The 22,682-nt window shown below is 41.7% G+C and carries 19 protein-coding genes; 8 read left to right on the forward strand and 11 right to left on the reverse strand.

Features of this window, described 5'->3' with window-relative positions; all coding sequences use genetic code 11:
* Positions 1 to 8 precede the first annotated feature (8 nt).
* The 3 genes from rbsD to NYE22_RS02550 are packed head-to-tail and all read right to left on the reverse strand — an operon-like array spanning position 9 to position 2,264.
* Complete coding sequence (gene rbsD, locus NYE22_RS02540; RefSeq protein ID WP_161986313.1) at positions 9 to 404, reverse strand: D-ribose pyranase; 396 nt, start codon at positions 402 to 404, stop codon at positions 9 to 11.
* Positions 401 to 1,282 (reverse strand): ribokinase, encoded by an 882-nt coding sequence (gene rbsK, locus NYE22_RS02545; protein WP_015251074.1) that lies wholly within the window; start codon positions 1,280 to 1,282, stop codon positions 401 to 403. Before rbsK ends, rbsD begins: the two co-directional genes overlap by 4 nt.
* A 1-nt stretch (position 1,283) precedes the next feature.
* Positions 1,284 to 2,264: a LacI family DNA-binding transcriptional regulator gene (locus tag NYE22_RS02550; protein ID WP_015714821.1), complete on the reverse strand. Its 981-nt coding sequence runs from the start codon at positions 2,262 to 2,264 to the stop codon at positions 1,284 to 1,286.
* A gap of 783 nt (positions 2,265 to 3,047) precedes the next feature.
* On the opposite strand from NYE22_RS02550, the gene pgsB reads away from it, so the two are divergent.
* The 5 genes from pgsB to pgdS all read left to right on the forward strand — a co-directional run bounded on the left by pgsB (position 3,048) and on the right by pgdS (position 7,418).
* The gene (gene pgsB, locus NYE22_RS02555; RefSeq protein ID WP_003227883.1) at positions 3,048 to 4,229 is read left to right on the forward strand and encodes a poly-gamma-glutamate synthase PgsB; all 1,182 of its coding nucleotides are present in this window, start codon (positions 3,048 to 3,050) and stop codon (positions 4,227 to 4,229) included.
* Positions 4,230 to 4,243: 14 nt separating this feature from the next.
* On the forward strand, positions 4,244 to 4,693 hold the full coding sequence (gene pgsC / locus NYE22_RS02560) for a poly-gamma-glutamate biosynthesis protein PgsC (RefSeq protein ID WP_003227889.1): 450 nt from the start codon (positions 4,244 to 4,246) through the stop codon (positions 4,691 to 4,693).
* Positions 4,694 to 4,711: 18 nt separating this feature from the next.
* The gene (pgsA, locus tag NYE22_RS02565) at positions 4,712 to 5,854 is read left to right on the forward strand and encodes a capsular polyglutamate synthetase PgsA (protein WP_003227891.1); all 1,143 of its coding nucleotides are present in this window, start codon (positions 4,712 to 4,714) and stop codon (positions 5,852 to 5,854) included.
* A 14-nt stretch (positions 5,855 to 5,868) separates the two neighbouring features.
* Positions 5,869 to 6,036 (forward strand): extrachromosomal elements maintenance protein EdmS, encoded by a 168-nt coding sequence (gene edmS / locus NYE22_RS02570; RefSeq protein ID WP_003227896.1) that lies wholly within the window; start codon positions 5,869 to 5,871, stop codon positions 6,034 to 6,036.
* 140 nt (positions 6,037 to 6,176) lie between these two features.
* Positions 6,177 to 7,418: a gamma-DL-glutamyl hydrolase gene (gene pgdS / locus NYE22_RS02575; protein WP_003242751.1), complete on the forward strand. Its 1,242-nt coding sequence runs from the start codon at positions 6,177 to 6,179 to the stop codon at positions 7,416 to 7,418.
* Positions 7,419 to 7,451: 33 nt separating this feature from the next.
* Here pgdS and ywtE read toward each other — a convergent pair whose 3' ends face one another.
* Positions 7,452 to 8,312, reverse strand: coding sequence for a 5-amino-6-(5-phospho-D-ribitylamino)uracil phosphatase YwtE (gene ywtE / locus NYE22_RS02580; protein ID WP_021480751.1), 861 nt, complete (start codon positions 8,310 to 8,312; stop codon positions 7,452 to 7,454).
* Positions 8,313 to 8,467: 155 nt separating this feature from the next.
* Complete coding sequence (gene tagT / locus NYE22_RS02585; RefSeq protein WP_161621173.1) at positions 8,468 to 9,436, reverse strand: polyisoprenyl-teichoic acid--peptidoglycan teichoic acid transferase TagT; 969 nt, start codon at positions 9,434 to 9,436, stop codon at positions 8,468 to 8,470.
* Between the two features lie 332 nt (positions 9,437 to 9,768).
* On the opposite strand from tagT, the gene NYE22_RS02590 reads away from it, so the two are divergent.
* A complete protein-coding gene (locus NYE22_RS02590) occupies positions 9,769 to 11,142 on the forward strand; it encodes a sugar porter family MFS transporter (RefSeq protein ID WP_070547904.1) in 1,374 nt (457 codons plus the stop codon).
* Positions 11,143 to 11,178: 36 nt separating this feature from the next.
* Here the strand turns inward: NYE22_RS02590 and gerBC are convergent, their stop codons facing one another.
* From gerBC to gerBA, 3 genes are read right to left on the reverse strand one after another with little or no spacing between them, the layout of a single operon-like run.
* A complete protein-coding gene (gene gerBC / locus NYE22_RS02595) occupies positions 11,179 to 12,303 on the reverse strand; it encodes a spore germination protein GerBC (RefSeq protein WP_342412273.1) in 1,125 nt (374 codons plus the stop codon).
* Complete coding sequence (gene gerBB / locus NYE22_RS02600) at positions 12,300 to 13,406, reverse strand: spore germination protein GerBB (RefSeq protein ID WP_342412274.1); 1,107 nt, start codon at positions 13,404 to 13,406, stop codon at positions 12,300 to 12,302. Before gerBB ends, gerBC begins: the two co-directional genes overlap by 4 nt.
* Positions 13,407 to 13,411: 5 nt before the next feature.
* Positions 13,412 to 14,863, reverse strand: coding sequence for a spore germination protein GerBA (gene gerBA, locus NYE22_RS02605; protein ID WP_038829878.1), 1,452 nt, complete (start codon positions 14,861 to 14,863; stop codon positions 13,412 to 13,414).
* Between the two features lie 265 nt (positions 14,864 to 15,128).
* Between gerBA and manA the strand changes: the two genes are divergently transcribed.
* On the forward strand, positions 15,129 to 16,079 hold the full coding sequence (manA, locus tag NYE22_RS02610) for a mannose-6-phosphate isomerase, class I (protein WP_161621176.1): 951 nt from the start codon (positions 15,129 to 15,131) through the stop codon (positions 16,077 to 16,079).
* Between the two features lie 128 nt (positions 16,080 to 16,207).
* Positions 16,208 to 18,850, forward strand: a complete 2,643-nt coding sequence (gene lytD, locus NYE22_RS02615) for a beta-N-acetylglucosaminidase LytD (RefSeq protein WP_286317335.1) — start codon at positions 16,208 to 16,210, stop codon at positions 18,848 to 18,850.
* A 59-nt stretch (positions 18,851 to 18,909) separates the two neighbouring features.
* Here lytD and NYE22_RS02620 read toward each other — a convergent pair whose 3' ends face one another.
* From NYE22_RS02620 to NYE22_RS02630, 3 genes are all read right to left on the reverse strand, one after another.
* Positions 18,910 to 20,238, reverse strand: a complete 1,329-nt coding sequence (locus NYE22_RS02620; protein WP_064671511.1) for a hypothetical protein — start codon at positions 20,236 to 20,238, stop codon at positions 18,910 to 18,912.
* Positions 20,239 to 20,358: 120 nt separating this feature from the next.
* Entirely contained in the window at positions 20,359 to 21,504 is a 1,146-nt protein-coding gene (tagB, locus tag NYE22_RS02625; protein ID WP_064671512.1) for a teichoic acid glycerol-phosphate primase, read from the reverse strand.
* A gap of 33 nt (positions 21,505 to 21,537) precedes the next feature.
* Complete coding sequence (locus NYE22_RS02630; RefSeq protein ID WP_161986322.1) at positions 21,538 to 22,308, reverse strand: WecB/TagA/CpsF family glycosyltransferase; 771 nt, start codon at positions 22,306 to 22,308, stop codon at positions 21,538 to 21,540.
* Positions 22,309 to 22,682 lie beyond the last annotated feature (374 nt).

The following is a 22,682-nucleotide window of genomic DNA, read 5'->3' on the forward strand; positions in this document are numbered from 1 at the left end:
CCTCCTTTCTAGAAAAGCACACCCGCCTGCAGGATGCAGTTGGCATATGGTGTGAATTCTCCTGTTCTTATGACTGCCTTTGCTTCTTTTGTCAGCAGCTTAAACTCCTCGTGAGAAAGGTATTCAATCTCTTGTTCAGAGAAAAGATTTTCTAGAAATTTCGCATTCTCCTGATTGGCTGCTTTTATGTCAGCTGCAGCAATGACTTTTTCGATGACCATCTCGTCAGCGAGTACTGCCGCTGTATCTTGGAAAGCCGGAAGGCCCGGCTTCAGTGAAAGATCAATTTTCAAAACGCCGTCAGGAACCGGCAGTCCGGCATCCGCGATGACAATTTTATCAGTGTGGCCAAGTTCGGCTAAAATCTTGGCAAGATGGCTGTTCAGTATACCGTGTTTTTTCATGAAAGCAGCTCCTCTACTTCATTTCTTGTCGGCATTCCGCCTTGGGCACCGAAGGAACAGACAGAAAGGGAAGCGGCACGATTGGCAAACCGCAATGCGGCTTCAATATCTTTTCCCTCAGCCAGGGCCACGGCAAAGGCTGCGTTAAACGTATCACCGGCTCCGGTTGTATCAACGGGCTCAACAGGGAAGGACGGGATGAGCACCTCTTTGCTGCCAGCCGAATAGCGGACGCCTTGTTTTCCTTCCGTAATAAAGAGCTTTGCCGGATAAAGCGCCAGAGCTTCAGAAATGGTAAGCTCAGGGAATAAAATCGAAGCCTCGTGTTCATTCGGCGTCAGATAGGTGGCGTGATCAATTGTTTCCTGCTTGAGCGGGCGGGCCGGTGCTGGGTTTAGCATGATCGGGATATCGTGAGAATGGCAGTATTTGCACACCTCATCAACCGTTTCTTCTGGGATTTCCTGCTGAATCAGCACCATATCGACTTTTTCAATCTGTTCGAGTGCGTTTAACGCATACGCTGGGGTGATGTCATCGTTCGCGCCTTTGACAACGACAATGCTGTTGTCGCCTTCAGCAAGCACAATATGAGCGGTTCCGCTTTCCGTATGTGTAACCGGTTCCATATAGTCAGTGCAAACGCCGTTAGCTTTGAGATTATTCAAAATAGCTGTTCCATAATGATCGTCTCCGACCTTGCCGACCATAAACACTTGCGCCCCAAGTCTGGCTGCGGCAACGGCCTGATTTGCTCCTTTGCCGCCCGGCACAGTCTGAAATGACGTGCCAAGAACCGTTTCACCGGCTTTTGGGCGTTTGTCCGAGGTGACCACTAAATCCATAGAACAGCTACCAATCACACAAATATTACGCATCTTAATCTTCCTTTCTTGTCGTCTTTCTTCCTATATAGGTGACAGGCATTTGAATTGCCGTTTCTGCCAGCGGCTGTTTTTTGATGATACCCAAAAGCAGTTTGGCAGCTTCTCTCCCCATATCATATGCGGGCTGTTTAATTGTAGAAAGTGGCGGGAACAGAAGTCCGCTTTGCGGAATGTCATCATAGCCGATAATTTGAATGTCCTCCGGCACGTTTTTTCCGCGCCGCAATGCTTCATGTAAAACGGCAGCGGCTTGAATATCATTACTCGCGATCACACCATCTGTCGCTGGATAAGCGGCAAACAGCTCCTTCGCCATCGATTGTGCATCTTTAATTGAAAATGAAGCCGTCTCAATGACCTGAAAATCAACTTCAGCCTGCTTTAAGATTTCCAAAGCACCGTTAAATCGATCTTGAGCGGTCGGCAGGTGAGCGGGTCCTCTCAAGAGCGTAATGCGCTGGCTTTTTCCGTGAATGATAGCCTGAGCGGCTAACTTTCCTCCTGTATAGCCGTCACTGGACACAGAAGGAGCCCCTTCAAGTGTTCTGTCCAGAAAAACAACTGGATAATTCATGCCGCTGTATTCCTCGAGATCCGGGTAATTTGTTGCGGCAATAATGCCTGCGACATGATTTTGCTTAAAGGTTTGAAGGTATTCAAGTTCTTTTTTCAATTCCTCGTCACTGTTGCCGAAAATAAGGCGATAGCCTTCCCGGTTCAATTCATCCTCCGCACCGCGGGCAAGCTGGGGGAAGAAAGGGTTTGTGATATCCGGGAGCAAAAGTCCGATCAGTCGGGATTCTCTTTTATATAGAGATCTGGCGACTTCGTTCGGGTAATAGTTCAGCTTCGCCATCGCCGCTATGACACGCGTTCGCGTTTCTTCGTGTACATAGCCGTTATCATTCAGGACGCGGGAAACCGTCGCAACTGAAACGCCCGCCGCTCCGGCAACATCTTTAATTGTAGCCAAAACAGCTCCTCCTTGTTTATGTAACCGTTTACATAGATAGATTATCATGAACAATCCGAAGTTAGCAATAAAAATATCAAAAGAAATCTACTTGTAAATTGTATATATAATTGAAAAATTTAAGGTTTTCACTCTTTTTTTGACAAAGTCTTCACAAATATGGATGAAGATTTCTTGAACAAATATTAAGTTTTATTAAAATTGTTTCAAAGTCATGCGTTTAGACCTGTAAATGGTGAGAAACAGAAAAGACTATCATCCCAGAAAATGTTTAATTATGTTAGAGAATTCGGACTCGTATGTTTAGCGTTTTCATGGCTGGTCCCATTAGTCATTTTGGAATGGGCCTAATATTGCCGCTTCCATGCAGAAAGGATGACATTATGACCTTGTCCTTAAGAAACAGGATAAAACTATTTTGTGTTCATAAGAACCGGAAACACGCATGATAGCAGGAGATGCTTGATAACACAGGCTGAAAAAAAGATTGATTTGAAATGCATATTAAATACAAACAGCGGGGTGTGACTATACGTCCAGAAGGATATCAGGAGAAAAATGAAAGCGCATTCTATTTGATTTTTAAAAAAAGTGATAAGGTGTAAGTCCTGCTGTTTTCCAAAAATAGAAAACAGTTTGTAGGTATAAAATCTCTTTCAAAAGAGAAGTTTGGCTTAGTCGATTAGGGAAGATTATGTTACATAATGCCGATTGAGAATTCATAGTGATTCTATATACTGATGAATGAATTTACAACAATATAGAAGGAGATGTCGAAAAGCAATGTGGTTACTCATTATAGCCTGTGCTGTCATACTGGTCATCGGAATATTAGAAAAACGACGACATCAGAAAAACATTGATGCCCTCCCTGTTCGGGTGAATATTAACGGCATCCGCGGAAAATCGACTGTGACAAGGCTGACAACCGGAATATTAATAGAAGCCGGTTACAAGACTGTTGGAAAAACAACAGGAACAGATGCAAGAATGATTTACTGGGACACACCGGAGGAAAAGCCGATTAAACGGAAACCTCAGGGGCCGAATATCGGAGAGCAAAAAGAAGTCATGAGAGAAACAGTAGAAAGAGGGGCTAACGCGATTGTCAGTGAATGCATGGCTGTTAACCCAGATTATCAAATCATCTTTCAGGAAGAACTTCTGCAGGCCAATATCGGCGTCATTGTGAATGTTTTAGAAGACCATATGGATGTCATGGGGCCGACGCTTGATGAAATTGCAGAAGCGTTTACCGCTACAATTCCTTATAATGGCCATCTTGTCATTACAGATAGTGAATATACCGAGTTCTTTAAACAAAAAGCAAAAGAACGAAACACAAAAGTCATCATTGCTGATAACTCAAAAATTACAGATGAATATTTACGTAAATTTGAATACATGGTATTCCCTGATAACGCTTCTCTGGCGCTGGGTGTGGCTCAAGCACTCGGCATTGACGAAGAAACAGCATTTAAGGGAATGCTGAATGCGCCGCCAGATCCGGGAGCAATGAGAATTCTTCCGCTGATCAGTCCGAGCGAGCCTGGGCACTTTGTTAATGGGTTTGCCGCAAACGACGCTTCTTCTACTTTGAATATATGGAAACGTGTAAAAGAAATCGGTTACCCGACCGATGATCCGATCATCATCATGAACTGCCGCGCAGACCGTGTCGATCGGACACAGCAATTCGCAAATGACGTATTGCCTTATATTGAAGCAAGTGAACTAATCTTAATCGGTGAAACAACAGAACCGATCGTAAAAGCCTACGAAGAAGGCAAAATTCCTGCAGACAAACTGCATGATCTAGAGTATAAGTCAACAGATGAAATTATGGAATTGTTAAAGAAAAGAATGCACAACCGTGTCATATATGGCGTCGGCAATATTCATGGTGCCGCAGAGCCTTTAATTGAAAAAATCCACGAATACAAGGTAAAGCAGCTCGTAAGCTAGGGGGAAATGCAGACATGTTCGGATCAGATTTATACATCGCACTAATTTTAGGTGTACTACTCAGTTTAATTTTTGCGGAAAAAACAGGGATCGTGCCGGCAGGACTTGTTGTACCGGGATATTTAGGACTTGTGTTTAATCAGCCGGTCTTTATTTTACTTGTTTTGCTAGTGAGCTTGCTCACGTATGTCATTGTGAAATACGGTTTATCCAAATTTATGATTTTGTACGGACGCAGAAAATTCGCTGCCATGCTGATAACAGGGATCGTACTGAAAATCGCATTTGATTTTCTATACCCGATTGTACCATTTGAAATCGCAGAATTTAGAGGAATCGGCATCATCGTGCCAGGTTTAATTGCCAATACCATTCAGAAACAAGGTTTAACTATTACGTTCGGAAGCACGCTGCTATTGAGCGGAGCGACCTTTGCAATCATGTTTGTTTACTACTTAATTTAATGTAAGGTGTGTCAAACGATGAAAAAAGAACTGAGCTTTCATGAAAAGCTGCTAAAGCTGACAAAACAGCAAAAAAAGAAAACCAATAAGCACGTATTTATTGCCATTCCGATCGTTTTTGTCCTTATGTTCGCTTTCATGTGGGCGGGAAAAGCGGAAACGCCGAAGGTCAAAACGTATTCTGACGACGTACTCTCAGCCTCATTTGTAGGCGATATTATGATGGGACGCTATGTTGAAAAAGTAACGGAGCAAAAAGGGGCAGACAGTATTTTTCAATATGTTGAACCGATCTTTAGAGCTTCGGATTATGTAGCAGGAAACTTTGAAAACCCGGTAACCTATCAAAAGAATTATAAACAAGCAGATAAAAAGATTCATCTGCAGACGAATAAGGAATCAGTAAAAGTCTTGAAGGACATGAATTTCACAGTTCTCAACAGCGCCAACAACCACGCAATGGATTACGGCGTTCAGGGCATGAAAGATACACTTGGAGAATTTGCGAAGCAAAACCTTGATATCGTTGGAGCGGGATACAGCTTAAGTGATGCGAAAAAGAAAATTTCGTACCAGAAAGTCAACGGGGTAACGATTGCAACGCTTGGCTTTACCGATGTGTCCGGGAAAGGTTTCGCGGCTAAAAAGAATACGCCGGGCGTGCTTCCCGCAGATCCTGAAATCTTCATCCCTATGATTTCAGAAGCGAAAAAACATGCTGACATTGTTGTTGTGCAGTCACACTGGGGACAAGAGTATGACAATGATCCAAATGACCGCCAGCGCCAGCTTGCAAGAGCCATGTCTGATGCGGGAGCTGACATCATCGTCGGCCATCATCCGCACGTCTTAGAACCGATTGAAGTATATAACGGAACCGTCATTTTCTACAGCCTCGGCAACTTTGTCTTTGACCAAGGCTGGACGAGAACAAGAGACAGTGCACTGGTTCAGTATCACCTGAAGAAAAATGGAACAGGACGCTTTGAAGTGACACCGATCGACATCCATGAAGCGACACCTGCACCTGTGAAAAAAGACAGCCTTAAACAGAAAACCATTATTCGCGAACTGACGAAAGACTCTAATTTCGCTTGGAAAGTAGAAGACGGAAAACTGACGTTTGATATTGATCATAGTGACAAACTAAAATCTAAATAAACGGAGTGATAAAGATGAAATTTGTCAAAGCCATCTGGCCATTTGTTGCCGTAGCCATCGTGTTCATGTTTATGTCAGCTTTTAAATTCAATGATCAGCTGACAGATCAGGAAAAACAGAAGATTGATATGGAAATGAATAAAATCCAACAGCAGGAAGAACCGGTAAACGCCAATAAATAATTCAAAAAAGAGAGTGTCTGATGAGACACTCTCTTTTTATTTGCCCAGCATATTCATTATGTAAAAATATCAAAAAGTCTCTTAACATATTCAAAAAAATACCGATGTTAAAACTGCAAAAAGAGGAGGAGATAATAAAAGTGAACACACTGGCAAACTGGAAGAAGTTTTTGCTTGTGGCGGTTATCATTTGTTTTTTGGTTCCAATTATGACAAAAGCGGAGATTGCGGAAGCTGATACATCATCAGAATTGATTGTCAGCGAAGCAAAAAACCTGCTTGGATATCAGTATAAATATGGCGGGGAAACGCCGAAAGAGGGTTTCGATCCATCAGGATTGATACAATATGTGTTCAGTAAGGCTGATATTCATCTGCCGAGATCTGTAAACGACCAGTATAAAATCGGAACAGCTGTAAAGCCGGAAAACCTGAAGCCGGGTGATATTTTGTTTTTCAAGAAAGAGGGAAGCACCGGCACTGTTCCGACACATGACGCCCTTTATATCGGAGACGGCCAAATGGTTCACAGTACACAGTCAAAAGGGGTTATCATCACCAATTACAAAAAAAGCAGCTATTGGAGCGGAACTTATATCGGGGCGAGACGAATCGCTGCCGATCCGGCAACGGCTGATGTTCCTGTCGTACAGGAGGCTGAAAAATATATCGGTGTCCCATATGTGTTTGGCGGAAGCACGCCGTCAGAGGGCTTTGATTGCTCGGGGCTTGTGCAATATGTGTTTCAACAGGCACTCGGCATTTATCTGCCACGATCAGCCGAACAGCAGTGGGCAGTGGGCGAGAAGGTAGCCCCTCAGAACATAAAGCCTGGTGATGTCGTCTATTTCAGTAATACGTATAAAACGGGAATTTCACATGCAGGCATTTATGCGGGCGCAGGCAGGTTCATTCAGGCAAGCCGGTCAGAAAAAGTAACCATTTCCTATTTGTCAGAGGATTACTGGAAATCGAAGATGACGGGTATTCGCCGATTTGACAACCTGACAATCCCGAAAGAAAATCCGATTGTTTCCGAAGCGACGCTTTATGTCGGAGAAGTACCTTATAAACAGGGCGGAGTAACACCTGAGACAGGATTTGATACAGCTGGATTTGTCCAATATGTATACCAGAAAGCAGCTGGTATTTCCCTGCCTCGATACGCAACAAGCCAGTACAATGCCGGAACTAAGATTGAGAAGGCGGACCTGAAGCCGGGAGACATTGTGTTCTTTCAATCAACAAGCTTAAATCCCTCCATCTATATCGGAAACGGACAAGTTGTTCATGTCACATTATCAAACGGCGTGACCATCACCAATATGAACACGAGCACATATTGGAAGGATAAATACGCAGGAAGTATACGGGTGCAATAAAAGAAAAAGACTCCAATCTCTGGAGTCTTTTCTTTATGCATATTGGCCTGAAAGAAGCTGGTCTATAAAGTAGGCCACACCATTTTCGTCATTGCTTTTTGTGACAAAGGTGCTTTTTTCTTTTAATTCATCAATCGCATTTTCCATGGCGATTCGGTGTCCGGCGACTTCAAACATGGACAAATCGTTTGGACTATCGCCGATCGCATAGATATCCTGTGTTTCAATTCCGTATATGTCAGCCAGCTTTGTTAACGCGCGTCCTTTTCCTGATGAGGCCGGCAGGATTTCGATAATATGTTTTCCTGAAGAAGTTTGCGCCAGTTTTTTATGATGCTTCAGTTCTTCCTTCGCTTGTTTCAGCTTGTCCATATCAAAGGAGAAGCAAAGAAGCTTATAAATGTTTTCACCGCCGTCAAAAACCGATTCGATATGAGGAATTGGTTTAATGCCAAACTGTTTGAATTGAGTCATGGCTCCCTGCCACAATTCATCCGTCTGCTCGTTTGGGTTTGCGCTCTTTAGAATGTCAAGCTCCGCGTGCAGCTTAGCTTCGCCGTCAAAAGGAGATAGCAGATGGTCATCTGTATATACCTCAAAGTAAATGTTTTTTGAAAGTAAGTAATCAGCAATCGCTTTACCGGCTTCCTGATCCATTAATGTCCGGCTGATCAAACGGTAACCCGTGTCATGGATCGTGCCGCCATTAGCTGCAATGATAGGGATGTCCAAGTCATTCAGCAGTGCTTTTACATCAAATGTCGCTCTTCCCGTGCAAATGGTGACGAGGATGCCGGCATCAACGGCCCGCTTGATCGCCTCTCTGTTTTCCGCAGAAATGACGCTTTCTTTATTCAGTAATGTTCCGTCTAAATCAATCGCAATACATTTCATATGTAGGGGAACCTCCTTAAAAATGAAGCTGCTTCGTGTAGTATGTTCAGCTTGCCTGTGAAACATAATCCATATAAATTAAGGCTAAACGTTACTTTGATAATTTTCAACAAGGAAATATGTAAAACGGGATGGCGTAATCGCCATCCCGTTCATTATACACCTAAATCGTTTTGCAGCTCTTTTTTAACTTCCTGCAGCTTTTGCTGATTCAATTTGAAATAATAGACTCCGGCAGGTTCATAATCATAACCCGTCAGCTGAATAGACTCAACTGATTTCAATGAAGTGATGAACGGGAACAGGCCGATGGCATCTTTAAGAGATAAGTTCATTTTTAAATTTTGCCCCATCGTATCCACAATATCATCATAAGCCGGAATTGAGCTCAATGATTTTGATTTATCTATAATGGCGCTCAGCACTTCCATTTGTCTTTGCCCGCGTAAAAGGTCACTGTCCGCTTTACGTGTTCTTACGTAAGCGAGCGCTTCTTCCCCATCAAGCGTATGTGTTCCTTTTTGAAGAACGACTTTACCTTTTGTATCTTTTTTGATTTGCTGAATGACTTTATCGCTTTTTACAGTTACTTTGACGCCATTTAACTCGTTTACGACGTCTTCAAAAGCCGTGAAATTGCTTTCTACGACATAATCGACGGGAATATCCAGCATTTGTTCAACTGTTTTCACAGTCAGGTCAACGCCGCCGTAGGCGTGAGCATGTGTGAATTTATCATACCCGTGGCCTGGGATATTTACATAGGCATCACGCGGAATGCTCAGCATTTTAGCTGTTTTTTCTTTCCGATTAAATGTAACCAGCACATTCGCGTCACTTCTTGCCTGATCGACGGTCTCGCCGTTTTTCTCCCTGGCATCAATTCCTAAGAGCAATACAGAAAATGAATCTTTTCCAGGATCAAATTCTTTGATCCGTTTTACGGATTGTTCTCCGCGTGCAAGGCTGACGTGAGCTTCCTTAGAAGCATTGTTCAGCTTTACAAAAGCGTAGGCGCCGACAGAGCCTGCCGCAATGACTAGAAAAGCCATTAAACCGGCAACGACTTTCACCCATTTTCTCAGTTTTCTCTTTTTCTTTCTGCGTTGTGTTCGTTCTTCCATATATCAATACCTCACGTTTCTTTAATATTTGAAGCGTACCATTCTATTTGCCATGGGGCAACTCCTCGAAAGACATTTTTCGATAAATATTCCTATATTTATAAGTTCTTGTTTTTGAAAATTGATAATGATGATGTGCTGAATCACCTTATATTGGACGCCGCAGCAGGTAAAATGTTTCAGTGACATTGAAAAAAATACAAGTAAATGATTGGAAAACCTATGATCAGCAAAATAAAAAGGTTTAATAGCCGGAAAAAGAGGCTAAAAGATTTCTAAAAAAATCCCACAGACAATGTCATTGCAGCTGATGGAGAAAGGGAGTCATTTTTATGAAAAAGCAGTCAAATATATGGCTTTATTTTTTCGGAGCTCTTGGAGGCGCGTTATATGGCTATGATACCGGAGTGATTTCCGGAGCTATTTTATTTATGAAAAAGGAGTTAGGCTTAAACGCGTTTACAGAAGGTCTTGTTGTCAGCTCCTTGCTGGTTGGGGCGATATTAGGCTCAGGAGCGGCCGGCAAGCTGACTGACCGTTTCGGAAGAAAAAAAGCAATTATGGCAGCCGCGCTGCTGTTTTGTATAGGCGGTCTTGGTGTGGCACTTGCCCCAAATAAGGGAGTCATGGTGCTGTTTCGCATCATTTTGGGACTTGCAGTCGGAACATCGACGACAATCGTGCCCCTTTATTTATCTGAACTGGCGCCAAAACATAAACGCGGGGCGCTGTCATCGCTGAATCAGCTGATGATCACGGTCGGCATCCTTCTTTCTTACATTGTCAATTACATATTTGCCGATGCCGAAGCGTGGCGCTGGATGCTTGGATTGGCTGCTGTGCCGTCATTGCTCTTGCTCATTGGCATTTTGTTTATGCCGGAGAGCCCGCGCTGGCTGTTCACGAATGGCGAAGAAAGCAAAGCAAAGAAAATTCTTGAAAAATTGCGTGGCACAAAAGATATTGATCAGGAAATACATGATATAAAAGAAGCGGAAAAGCAGGATGAAGGCGGCCTGAAGGAGCTGTTCGATCCATGGGTGCGCCCAGCGCTTATTGCAGGTTTGGGACTCGCTTTTTTGCAGCAATTTATCGGAACGAATACGATCATCTACTATGCGCCAAAGACCTTTACAAACGTCGGATTCGGAAATTCCGCTTCGATTTTAGGCACAGTCGGAATCGGCACAGTCAATGTTCTCATGACATTAGTAGCGATTAAAATCATCGACAAGATTGGAAGAAAGCCGTTACTGCTATTCGGGAATGCGGGAATGGTGATCAGCTTGATCGTTCTCGCTTTAGTAAATCTCTTTTTCGATAACACTCCTGCTGCCTCATGGACGACCGTCATTTGTTTAGGTGTCTTTATTGTTGTCTTTGCAGTCAGCTGGGGACCGGTTGTGTGGGTGATGCTTCCTGAATTGTTCCCCCTTCACGTCAGAGGGATCGGAACCGGGGTATCTACCTTGATGCTGCACGTTGGGACATTGATTGTTTCATTAACCTATCCAATATTAATGGAAGCGATCGGCATCAGTTATTTATTCCTGATTTATGCGGCGATCGGTATCATGGCGTTCTTATTTGTCCGTTTTAAAGTGACAGAGACAAAGGGAAAAAGCCTTGAAGAAATTGAGCAGGACTTAAGAAACAAAAACGGGCAGGGAGGATCAGCTGGAAAACAGCAGACTGTCGGAACATAAAAAAGGGTGCGCGATCATGCGCACCCTTTTGATTGCTTACTTTCCCACAGTGCCAAAGTTAATGATTTTAAAAGAAATATCGTACTTAAAATCAGCCTCAGAAAATATTTCATCCCAATGCCCTTTTACTTTATTCCAGTAGTCAGGGTGTTGAATCCTTATGTGGTCTGATAAAAAGACCGGATCGGTTTTATACTCGTGCTGCAGTTTATCCATTACCTGCTTTACGTCTCGTTCAAGCTTTTTCTCAAAAATGTTCTCCAGCCTGTGCAAATATCTTTTGCTAAAGGAGTTTTCATTCGGGTTTTGGTCTTCTGTCAGGATGCCCTTTGTTTTAACAGAAATCTGAAAGACAGGCTTTCCGTTTTCAATGACGGGCTTAATTTTCGTTTTCGACTTTTTAATTTCAAACGTAATCGGATGTCCTTTATCTGTCGTTGGCATGACACCGCCTTGGATCGTCCCCATGACCCATGTCAGTGTTTGGGTTTCATCAGCTGAAAGAAACCCAACGAGTTTATTGCTGCCTCTTTTGATAACGCCTGAACCGTCATACTTGGCTTTTCCCTTTTGGTTTTTCACGGCTTGAATAAGATAACTGTACCCGTTCTGAGAGTATATAGATGCTCTGCCGATGCGCAGCGGTATGATAATCTTACCGTTATATCCGCTGTGAGTTGTCAAATCAATCAGTTTTTCTGAGGGCATCGGCTGCTGCTGATTGGGGTTTCCTTTTGTGAAAACATCAGCTGCATTCCCTCGGGCTGCCATCAAATAGCTGCTTCGCCGCAGCTCATCATCCCGGATAAAGTGGTTGAAGACTTGGTCTACATTTTGATTCCTCATCAGTTTTTCTCCCAAAAGAATCACTTTTAAATGATCGCTATAAACAGGAGGGTCCTTGATGGATACGTCACTGACTGCTTCCAGGATCGTTTTCCCGTAGGACGTCACATTAACAAATTCGGGTTTTCCGGATGATTGGCTGTCTTCGCTTTGGGGAAGAAGGTTTTGATACGTCAGTTTGTACTGGTGATCATCTGTCTCATCGATCGCCAGCCCTCTGGCGAAGGATAGTTGCTCGATATCTTTGACATCCCAGCACCCGCAGAGGGCCAGCAGCATAAAAAACATGACGGAGAATTTTGTTGCTGTTTTCATTGCAGCTGACTCCTCCCAAGTTTTTTCTGTACCCAGCTTAAAAGCCAGACGAAGAATGGAATTGCAATCACAATTAAGAAAGCATATCCAAGAAGCGTCCCGTAATAAAACACGTCATTCAAGTCCTTGGGATACATCGTTATGAAAAACGTCGCAACCAGCATTGCAGTCAGCAGCCAAGCATTGTTTTTATTTTTTAGATGAAAGATTTCCGTTAACCCGATATGGGCGCCTTTGAAGGATCCGTGCATACAGGTAAATTGCTGAGCTGTCCAGGTCAGCTGTAAGAACAAATCAAATCGTTCAATAAAAATACCCGGAACCTCTAATGCGTGGATGAGGGAAATGGTCGGCCATGTCACCGTTTTTGCCTCAGCCACAGTCATACAGCCAATCACAATGAACAAAGTAATGCTGTAGAACACTGTAGAAGTCCCGATCCCAAAAGCAACAGCCTTTTTCGCTTGCTTCGGATCTCTCATAAATGGGACGAGATAAAAGATGATTTCAAATCCTGAGAAATATAAAAGTGTTTTTGGGAATAAAGAGAAAAAACTTTGATAGCCTCCTTCAAAAACAGGCCGGATAAAATCGAACTGGAACAAGCGAAAGCTGAACATCAGAAGCATCATAAAAATAATAAGGGTTATAGGAAAAATATAAGCGTATACTTTTGCAATTGAATAAACGCCTCCGCCCACATGATAGATGGCAACTGCAAGAAATATAAACACAACAACTGCCATTGGCGTGTTTTTCAACAAAAAGAATCCGACAACCTCTCCCAAAATCCGAGCTTGAAAGCAAACAATCCCAATGAAATATAGACAGATATATAAATTCAATAGAAAGCCGATGAATGTTCCAGCTACAATGCTGTTGAGCTTAAAAAGGGTTTTTTCGCTGTTTTTTTGAAGGAAAGGCAAAAAAAGCAGAACAATGATAATAAAAATAACGCCCTGCAGCAGTATCATAAGCCATCCGCTCGGACTGCCGGTTTCGGCAGCTGAGCGGGGAAGGGTCAGCACCCCGGCACCGATCAGTGTGCTGCTGATCATAATGAGCGTCTGCATAAATGTCAGTTTATGCTCTGATTTCCTCATAGCCATCACCTTTGTCTGATGTTATCTTCGGGATCGTTTCGTGTCGGTCTTCTTTTTAAAAACATCGTGGGAATACGGATGACTGTGTCTTTCAAATCCTGTCCAGGCTGCGCCATGATCGGGATAATGTAATCCTGTCCAAAGCTTTTCAGGCGCATGAGATGGCCGATCACAAACAGATAAACCATTATAACGCCATACATGCCAAGCGCTGTTGCACTTATCATAACCCCGATCCGAATGATCCGCAGCGGAAAGTTATAGGCGTATGAAGGAACGGTAAAGGATGCCAGTGCTGTGACAGAAACGACAATGACCATAAGCGCACTGACAATTTGTGCCTGAACAGCTGCCTGTCCGATGACGACCCCGCCGATAAGGCCAATTGTCTGTCCAATCGGCTTAGGCAGCCTTAATCCGGCTTCTCGAATCAATTCGATCGTAAAGATCATGATAAAGGCCTCTATAAAAGGCGGGAACGGTACGTTAAGCCTGCTGCCTGCAATGGAAATGGCCATTCTAGTCGGCAACAGCCCGGTGTGAAAAGAAACGAGAGAAATATACAGACCGGGCAAATAAATGGTGATCAGGATGCTGGAATAACGAAGAAGGCGTACAAGTGACATTGGGATCCAGCGCTGGCTGTAATCATCGGGCGAATGAATAAATTCGTCAACCGTAGCCGGTACAATCAAAGCAAACGGCGTACCATCCACTAATATGGATACTCGTCCTTCTAATAGAGCAGCCTCTACACGATCTGGCCGTTCTGTACTTAAAATCGTGGGGAAAATTGAAAATGGTTCGTCTTCAATCAGCTGTTCAAGCGTCCCCGATTCCGGCAAATTATCTATATTGACTGATTTCAGCCTTTTAAACACTTCTTTGACGACATAATCGGGGGCGATATCCTGAATATAAGCGACAGCGATTTTCTTTTTCGTCCTTTTTCCGAGTGTCATTTCTTTGATGACAAGATTAGGGTCACTCGTCCGTTCACGTATAAGCGCCGTGTTTGTCCGCAGTTTTTCAATAAATCCTATTTTAGGGCCGCGTTCCACGACTTCGGAGGAGGGTTCATCAAGACTGCGTGTTGCGACTGACTTTGTGTCGAAAGCTAATCCTCCGCGATAGCCATCAGCGAGCAAAATGGCTTGACCTGAAAAAACGAGTTGCTCTATTTCTTTCATTGTAGAAACAACGCTGTGGTGAAAGCCGAAAAAAAAGGCGGATAAGTCTTCAATCGAGCTTTCCTTATGGGCTAACGCCTCTTTTTGTAAAGGAGAAATGACGTATTGCGCCAGCATTTTATTCTCTGTCAGACCGTCAATATACAGTAAACACGCCTTTTGTCTGCTATCTCCGAAAGCAAATGTATAAAACATCATATCGTCGTTTTGTCCCAATGTTTTTTTCAGTGTGTTTAAATTGTTCTGGAGATCAGAGTCGATTTGCATAGTTTCTCTCCTTCGTAAACAGATTGACGGTTTTTATTAATTTGTATCAAAAAAGGAGAATTATTCTTATCGAGGAAAAGGCTGAAACAAAGCTTCTTTTCGACGTGATATAATAGATAGGAAGCGTTTTCTTTGAAGGGGTAGTGAAAAGATGATGCTTTGTACATATGTTGTCATCGGAAAAAAGACAGCTTATACGGGCGTTTGTAAGAGGGGCGCACCGGGAAAATGATGATCAGTTATTTACAGGGGAGGGGTACGGATCATGACGCAATCACCGATTTTTCTAACGCCTGTGTTTAAAGAAAAAATCTGGGGCGGAACCGCTTTACGAGATAGATTTGGATACAGTATTCCTTCAGAAACAACGGGGGAATGCTGGGCCATTTCCGCTCACCCAAAAGGACCGAGCACTGTTGCAAATGGCCCGTATAAAGGAAAGACATTGATCGAGCTTTGGGAAGAGCACCGTGAAGTATTCGGCGGCGTAGAGGGGGATCGGTTCCCGCTTCTGACAAAGCTGCTGGATGTGAAGGAAGATACGTCAATTAAAGTTCACCCTGATGACTACTATGCCGGAGAAAACGAAGAGGGAGAACTCGGCAAGACGGAATGCTGGTACATTATCGACTGTAAGGAAAACGCAGAAATCATTTACGGGCATACGGCCCGCTCAAAAACCGAACTTGTCACAATGATCAACAGCGGTGACTGGGAGGGCCTGCTGCGAAGAATCAAAATTAAACCGGGTGATTTCTATTATGTGCCGAGCGGAACGCTGCATGCATTGTGCAAGGGGGCCCTTGTTTTAGAGACTCAGCAAAATTCTGATGCCACATACCGGGTGTACGATTATGACCGTCTTGATAGCAACGGAAGTCCGAGAGAGCTTCATTTTGCCAAAGCGGTCAATGCGGCTACGGTTCCTCATGTGGACGGGTATATAGATGAATCGACAGAATCAAGAAAAGGCATAACCATTAAAACATTTGTCCAAGGGGAATATTTTTCGGTGTATAAATGGGACATCAATGGCGAAGCTGAAATGGCTCAGGATGAATCCTTTCTGATTTGCAGCGTGATAGAAGGAAGCGGTTTGCTCATGTATGAGGACAAAACATGTCTGCTCAAAAAAGGCGATCACTTTATTTTGCCGGCTCAAATGCCCGATTTTACGATAAAAGGAACTTGTACCCTTATCGTGTCTCATATTTAAACTTAATCTCACTTCGAGATTAAGTTTTTTTATTAGAAAATGGAAGTGATTCACCTATAAATGAAGCATGCGCGTGCCGATAAATAAACTAGTTTTATATACTCATAGAATAAGAAAGAGGAGAAGGAATGAAAAAGAGACTAATCGCACCTATGCTTCTATCCGCCGCGTCCCTTGCCTTTTTTGCCATGTCTGGTTCTGCCCAGGCAGCCGCGTATACCGACTACTCACTATATAAAGTAGAGCCGTCGAATACATTCAGTACAGAAAGCCAAGCCTCACAAGCTGTCGCCAAACTGGAAAAAGATACTGGCTGGGATGCATCCTATCAGGCTTCAGGCACAACAACGACCTACCAAATTTCCGCCTCAGGCATTCATAGCGAATCAGAAGCGAAAGCAATACTGAGCGGACTCGCCAAACAGACATCGATTACAGGAACGTCAAGTCCTGTTGGAAGCAAACAGCCATATGTCACAATATCGTCAGGTGCCATCTCCGGAGAAAAACAGGCCAACACTATCCTAGCAAAGCTGAAACAGGAGACGGGAGTGGCTGGCGCTGTAAAAGCTTACGGAGCAGCTCAGCCCTATATGAACGTCATGACATCAGACATTGCTGATGAGACAAAAGTCAAGGCGCTTATCCAGAGCCTGGCCAAGCAAACGGGGATTAAAAGCTCGTATCAGCCCATCACACACACGGTGTCTGTCACAACCATTCAGTCTGGCACAATCGTGGGAGACAGCAGAGCAGCGCAGATCAAAAACGCCTTCCAAAAGGAATCTGGGCTGCAGGCATCATTAAAGGAAACAGTGAAAGGGCAAGCCTATTATACGTTCACAACTGCTGCCATTTCAGGTGAAGCGAATGCCAAGACTCTATTGCAGCAGCTGAAACAGAGCACTGGCATCACAGGCAGCTACAAGTCCATCAATCAAAAAACAACCGTTGAGTCATACAATGTCCAATCAGCTTATTTCAAAGGACTGAATACAGTAAAGGATGCCATCAGCCAAATCAAGAAAAACACCGGCGTATCCGGCAGTTATCAACAGGTTGGAAAAAGCACATCATATACCGTGAATATGAAGGGTATAACAAAACAGCAGCTCCAAAAAATAGACACTTTCTTTAAAAAGAAAAAATGGCATTACACGTCATCCAGCGTCAAAAAAACGACAACGTCTGCAGCTTATCAAATCACGACGGCAAAGATTTTAGGCGAGCAGCAAGCAAACAAAGCAGCAGCCTTCTTTGCTCAGAAAAAAGTAAAAGCCACAAAAACAACAGCTGGAACTACAGCAGAAAATCAATATCAACTCATCTCAGAAGAAACATCAGACCAATCAAAAGTCACAAAGGGTTTGAACATATTAAAGAAAAATCAGCTGAGTGCTTCTGCGAAATCCGTCAAAAAACAAATAGCTGACACGTTTAAAATCACAACCGAATCTCTGCTTGATCAAACGAAAGTCAATCAGGCACTCACGTTTTTCAAATCGAATCATATATCAGCAGCAAGCCAGAAAACCGGTCAGACAGCTGCGAGCAGCTACCAAATCACAACTGAAGCTATCATCAGCCAAGAAGAGATTGACCGCGTTTTAACATTTTTCAAACAAAATAAAATCGCAGTCACAACATCAAAAACAGGCCAGACTGCATATACACAATACAAAATCGTGACAGCCCAGCTCAGCAGCAAAACTGCATTGAACAATGGGTTAACCTATCTTAAATCGCAAGGTTTAACTCCGAGCTACACAACGAAAAGCAATACGCTTTATAAAATCAGCGTAAACGAACAGTTCACAGGCAATGATACAGCTGCTGCGGCATCATCCAAGCTAAAACAATTATACGGATGGGCATCATCTATCGTGAAAGTCAAAAACGGTCCGCAAATCATGAAAACAAATTACAATCTCTCGCTTCGTGATATGGTCCAAAAACAAATGACAGTAAGTCCGCAAACAGACGGGGCGGCTTACGTATCGCTCACGTACATTAATACAGCAACATCAACCGTTACGGCTGATGCACTAAATATCCGGTCAACGCCGGAAGTCAGCCCGACGAACGTGATCGGCCAATTTAAAAAAGGCGATAAGGTAAAAATCATCGGCCAGACAAACGGCTGGGCCAAAATTAATTTAGGCTGGCGAAACGCAAGCAGTGATGAAGTGGTTCAATACGTGGATCCGAATAACTTTTCCAGAGACAGCAAATACTACTTCCAATTTCTCAAGCTGTCACAGACGGCCGGACTAAACGCTACTGAAGTCAATCAGAAAGTGCTTGCGGGTAAAGGCATCCTGACAGGAAAAGCAAAAGCATTTATCGATGCCGCCAATAAATACGGCATCAACGAGCTGTACTTAATCTCACACGCTCTCCTTGAAACAGGCAATGGAACATCTGATTTAGCCAATGGCTTAACCTATAACGGAAAAACCGTATATAACATGTACGGAATTGGCGCCTACGACAGCAACCCGAATTACTACGGCGCTAAATACGCGTACGAGCAAGGCTGGTTCACACCAGAAGCGGCCATTATCGGCGGAGCTAAATTCATAGGCTCATCGTATATCCACAACACAGCTTACAATCAGGACACACTGTACAAAATGAGATGGTCAGCTACAGCGACACATCAATACGCAACAGACATCGGCTGGGCGTACAAACAAGTAAACCGCATGTACAGCCTGTATTCATTGCTGGACGGTTATACACTTTACTTTGATGTTCCGGAATATCGATAAAAAACTTAGAAAGTTGCAAATAGGCTGTAGCTATTTAATAGCTACAGCCTATTTGTATATCACACCTCAATCTTGTCCGCAACAATCATAAAAATACTCATTCTTGAAGCATTTGAGATGGCTGCATCATCGGGTCTGATTTTTGTACTCCCTTTCATAAAACCTATTTCAAGCACATTTGATTTTTCTCCGCCGGCAAAATACCAGGATCCCATTCGGATATCCTTTTGTTTTAAGCGGAAATCTCCTTCTATCGATTGATGCAGTAAACTAATATAGCGTTCATTTAATGTGACTTGCAAGTTTCCATCTGCATTGATAGTAATATTTCGGACTAAATTTGATGTGTAAGATGGTAAATAACCTGAAGTCGGAACCATCCATTTTTTGTTTTGAGCATTATACTCTAAAATGAAGGTTTGAATAAATGGTTGAAATCTTTCCGGAGGTGTATCTTGGTGCCCCACGGTTTTTAATAAAGGGGATCGAAGCATAGGTACATGATTCATGAAGTTTTCATAAGAATGGTATGCATAAATTCTGCTTATACGATTTCCTTCTTTTCCACTTGTAATTCCCACCATTAATGATTTTGCCCCAGTTTCAGGATTGGTGTACATACAGATCCCTTCCGGTTCACGGAAGTTATTCTCATATCTAGTGGACAAGTCTTTGCCAACAGTAATTTCTTTTTGCACCACTATTTTATTATCGGAATCAAATACAGTTATGAGATTCGGATAGCTTTTGCTGTTTGTATCTCCTGTATACCAATATAAATAACCGTCATCTAAAAAGAAACCTTGTAAATAATGAAGTTCGTCAGGAATGTTAATAGTATAAAGAGGATTGTTTTTATTTGCTATTGCATCGTCCAGGTTAAAGATTGTCACCCACTGTTTATTATTATTATTTTTTGTATCGTATTGTCTAATTGCCAACTGTCTATTCTTCATATCAAGAGCAGGTGTAACCCTATGATCGAAAGGCATATTCGAGAATCGCTGAAGTTCTTTAGAATTTTCATCTAAAGTCGCGCCTGCTTTATATGGGAAACAAACTAATTCACTTTTATCTGTTTCGTTTGGTTTATCGTATAGAGACCAAATATAAATGGTGCCATTACGGTTTTCAATTCCTATATTTGTACCATGACCTCCATGTTTCAACAGCATGCTGTCTAATTGTAAACCTTCAAGAGATAGACGAGTTATGCGATAGCTTTGGGTGTTGTCTTTTCCTAATCCACTTGCGACTTGGGTTGTATAAATTTGGTGGTTTTTCTCATCGAAATTGAATGATTGAAGTACGGTTTTGTCTGCTACACGTAGTTCAGTAAATAATTTTGGCGTGATGTTGGTGAAATCAAACAGTTCTTTTCTTCTCATAAATTTACCACCTCTATTATTATTTGCTGCCATAAGCAACTAATTACATTAAAGCAAACATACGTTCGGTAGTCAAGAGAAAAAAGAACACTTGTTCTATTTTTGAACAAGTGTCATCATTTAGCTTATTAAATTTTCGATGAAATTCAATAAATTTTGGCTTGAATTCCCATCAGAATACTTATTCCATCTATCGGAAAAAACTTTTATTTTGGAATAATTAAATGGGGTTTGAATTTCATTTATTAATGATTCACTGTCATAGCAGGCTCTTCCAGGTATTATGGAAAGATAATTATCAACCAATCCCCGCTTCTGTTGATAAAGTTTTAAATCATAAGTATAAAAAAGAATGGGTTTATTTAAAATCGAAAATTCAAAGGGAACAGAAGAATAGTCAGTGATTAATATGTCTGCAGCCATGAGTAGATCAAACAAGGCATAGTTAGAAACATCTTTAATATAATCACTGGAATATTTAATATCAATATTGTTCTGAATGGCGGGATGCAGCTTAACAAATAAAACATATTCTTCTTTTAACTGATGAATTAATTGTTCTTCTGTAAAAGGCAATTGAATTGATTGCATATTATAATCTCTAAATGTCGGTGCATAGAGGATTATTTTTTTTCTTTGTATGTTTAGAGTATCTGAAAATTTTTTCTTGTTTTCTCGGTAATAAGGGTCTGTTAAAGGTACACCTATTTTTAATAATTGGTTATCCTTTATTCCAAATGATTTCTTGAAGATATTTGCCATCTCTTCTGAGCCAACAGTTAAATAATCATACGAACTGTATACTTTTTGGAACCTTTTAATATCAGTTTTCGTCCGTTGCATGTTTGTAATGTCTTCCAAACCAAATTTTTTGAGTGAGCCATTTGCGTGCCATACTTGGATACATTTCGTTTGCTTCCGCTTATTTAACACACTTGTTAATAGAAAGTAATTATCTGTTATGATCACTTTACTGTTAAACATTAGGTATACAGCTTTAATGAGATGGATAGGGTTTTTTTCTTGTAATAAATATGCATCTACATTCGGGAAGCTCTCGGCAATAGAAGAGGCCTGTTGGGTATACAGGATGTTAAGTTTATAAGAGTATTGTCCTTGTTCATATTCCTCCAGAATCGCTTTTGCGTTTGCTTCGAATGAGATCAGGAGGGTCACTTTGCTTTCAGGTTTCACCCATTGCAGAAAAAAGGCGATTGCTGATAAAAAATACAAATAGCAATTCGCCAGTAGTGATCTTATTTTCATTTTTATCATCCATTTATTTGAAAGTTTTCGTTTTTAAATCTGTTTTGTATGATCTTTTTCAGGCTTTGGATAAAAAGTTTTTCCATTCCTCTTTCCGTTTAAAACAGCTAAAGCATATTTTGGAATGCTAAGCATTCTTTTCAAGCGCCATGGATTCGTTACTAAACGATAGAACCATTCTAAATTTAAACGGATCATCCAAGAAGGAGCCCTTTTGACATTGCCACTATATACATCAAAGCTTCCGCCTAAACCTATAGATATAGCTTTAGGGAATAAATGTCTGTAGTTATGAATGAACTTTTCTTGATGAGGATATCCTAAAGCTACAAAGACCATATCTGGTTTTGATTTGTATATTTGTTTAGCTACAAATTGTTTATCTGCTGAATATCCATCGTTGTATCCTACTATTTCTATATTTGGAAACTCCTTTTTGATCTTAGATATAACTCCATTCAGAACTTCTTTTTTTGCTCCGTATAAATATATTTTTTTAGACAACTGGTTAGCAAGTTCTAATAATGATATAAACACATCGTATCCTGCAATTCGTGATTGTAAAGGGTTATGAGTTAAACGTGATAATAAAACAACTCCAATCCCATCAGGTAACACAAAATCAGAGGACGAAATGATATGGTGATAATTTTTATCTTTTGTTGTTGCATAACCAATTTCAGGATTTACAGTAGAAATAACTGCTCCCCGATGCTGACTAATATAATGAGTGTTTAAATAAGAAATGAATTGCTCTAAGTCTCCGTTAACATAAGAAAGATTGTGAACATATTCAGTTTGCAATTATTTGTGCCTCCCTTCATTTTAATTCGATTTAGTTATCTATGAAAAACCATGAGAGTTGAAAAATGCTTCGTTTTTCGTTTATTTAAGATTTATTTTATCACAAATTATTAACCTATATGTAACATGGGTTTTACAAAAATTTAAAACAAACAACAATTTTTCACGTTTTTATGGAAATAACATTCTAAATCAATGCTTAAAACACTTATAAACGAAGGACTGTCAGCAATAAAACGATGCAAAAAATGGATTTCAGATTATGTTTACATTTGCTTAACCTTTTATAGGCTATGTGCTATAATTAGGTTCCATAAGCTCGTTAAAAAGATGTCAAATTTAAAGATCAGGGATAAAGCAATTTGTTATCCAGT

The organism is Bacillus sp. FSL K6-1560 (genome assembly GCF_038592935.1).
Taxonomy (GTDB): domain Bacteria; phylum Bacillota; class Bacilli; order Bacillales; family Bacillaceae; genus Bacillus; species Bacillus subtilis.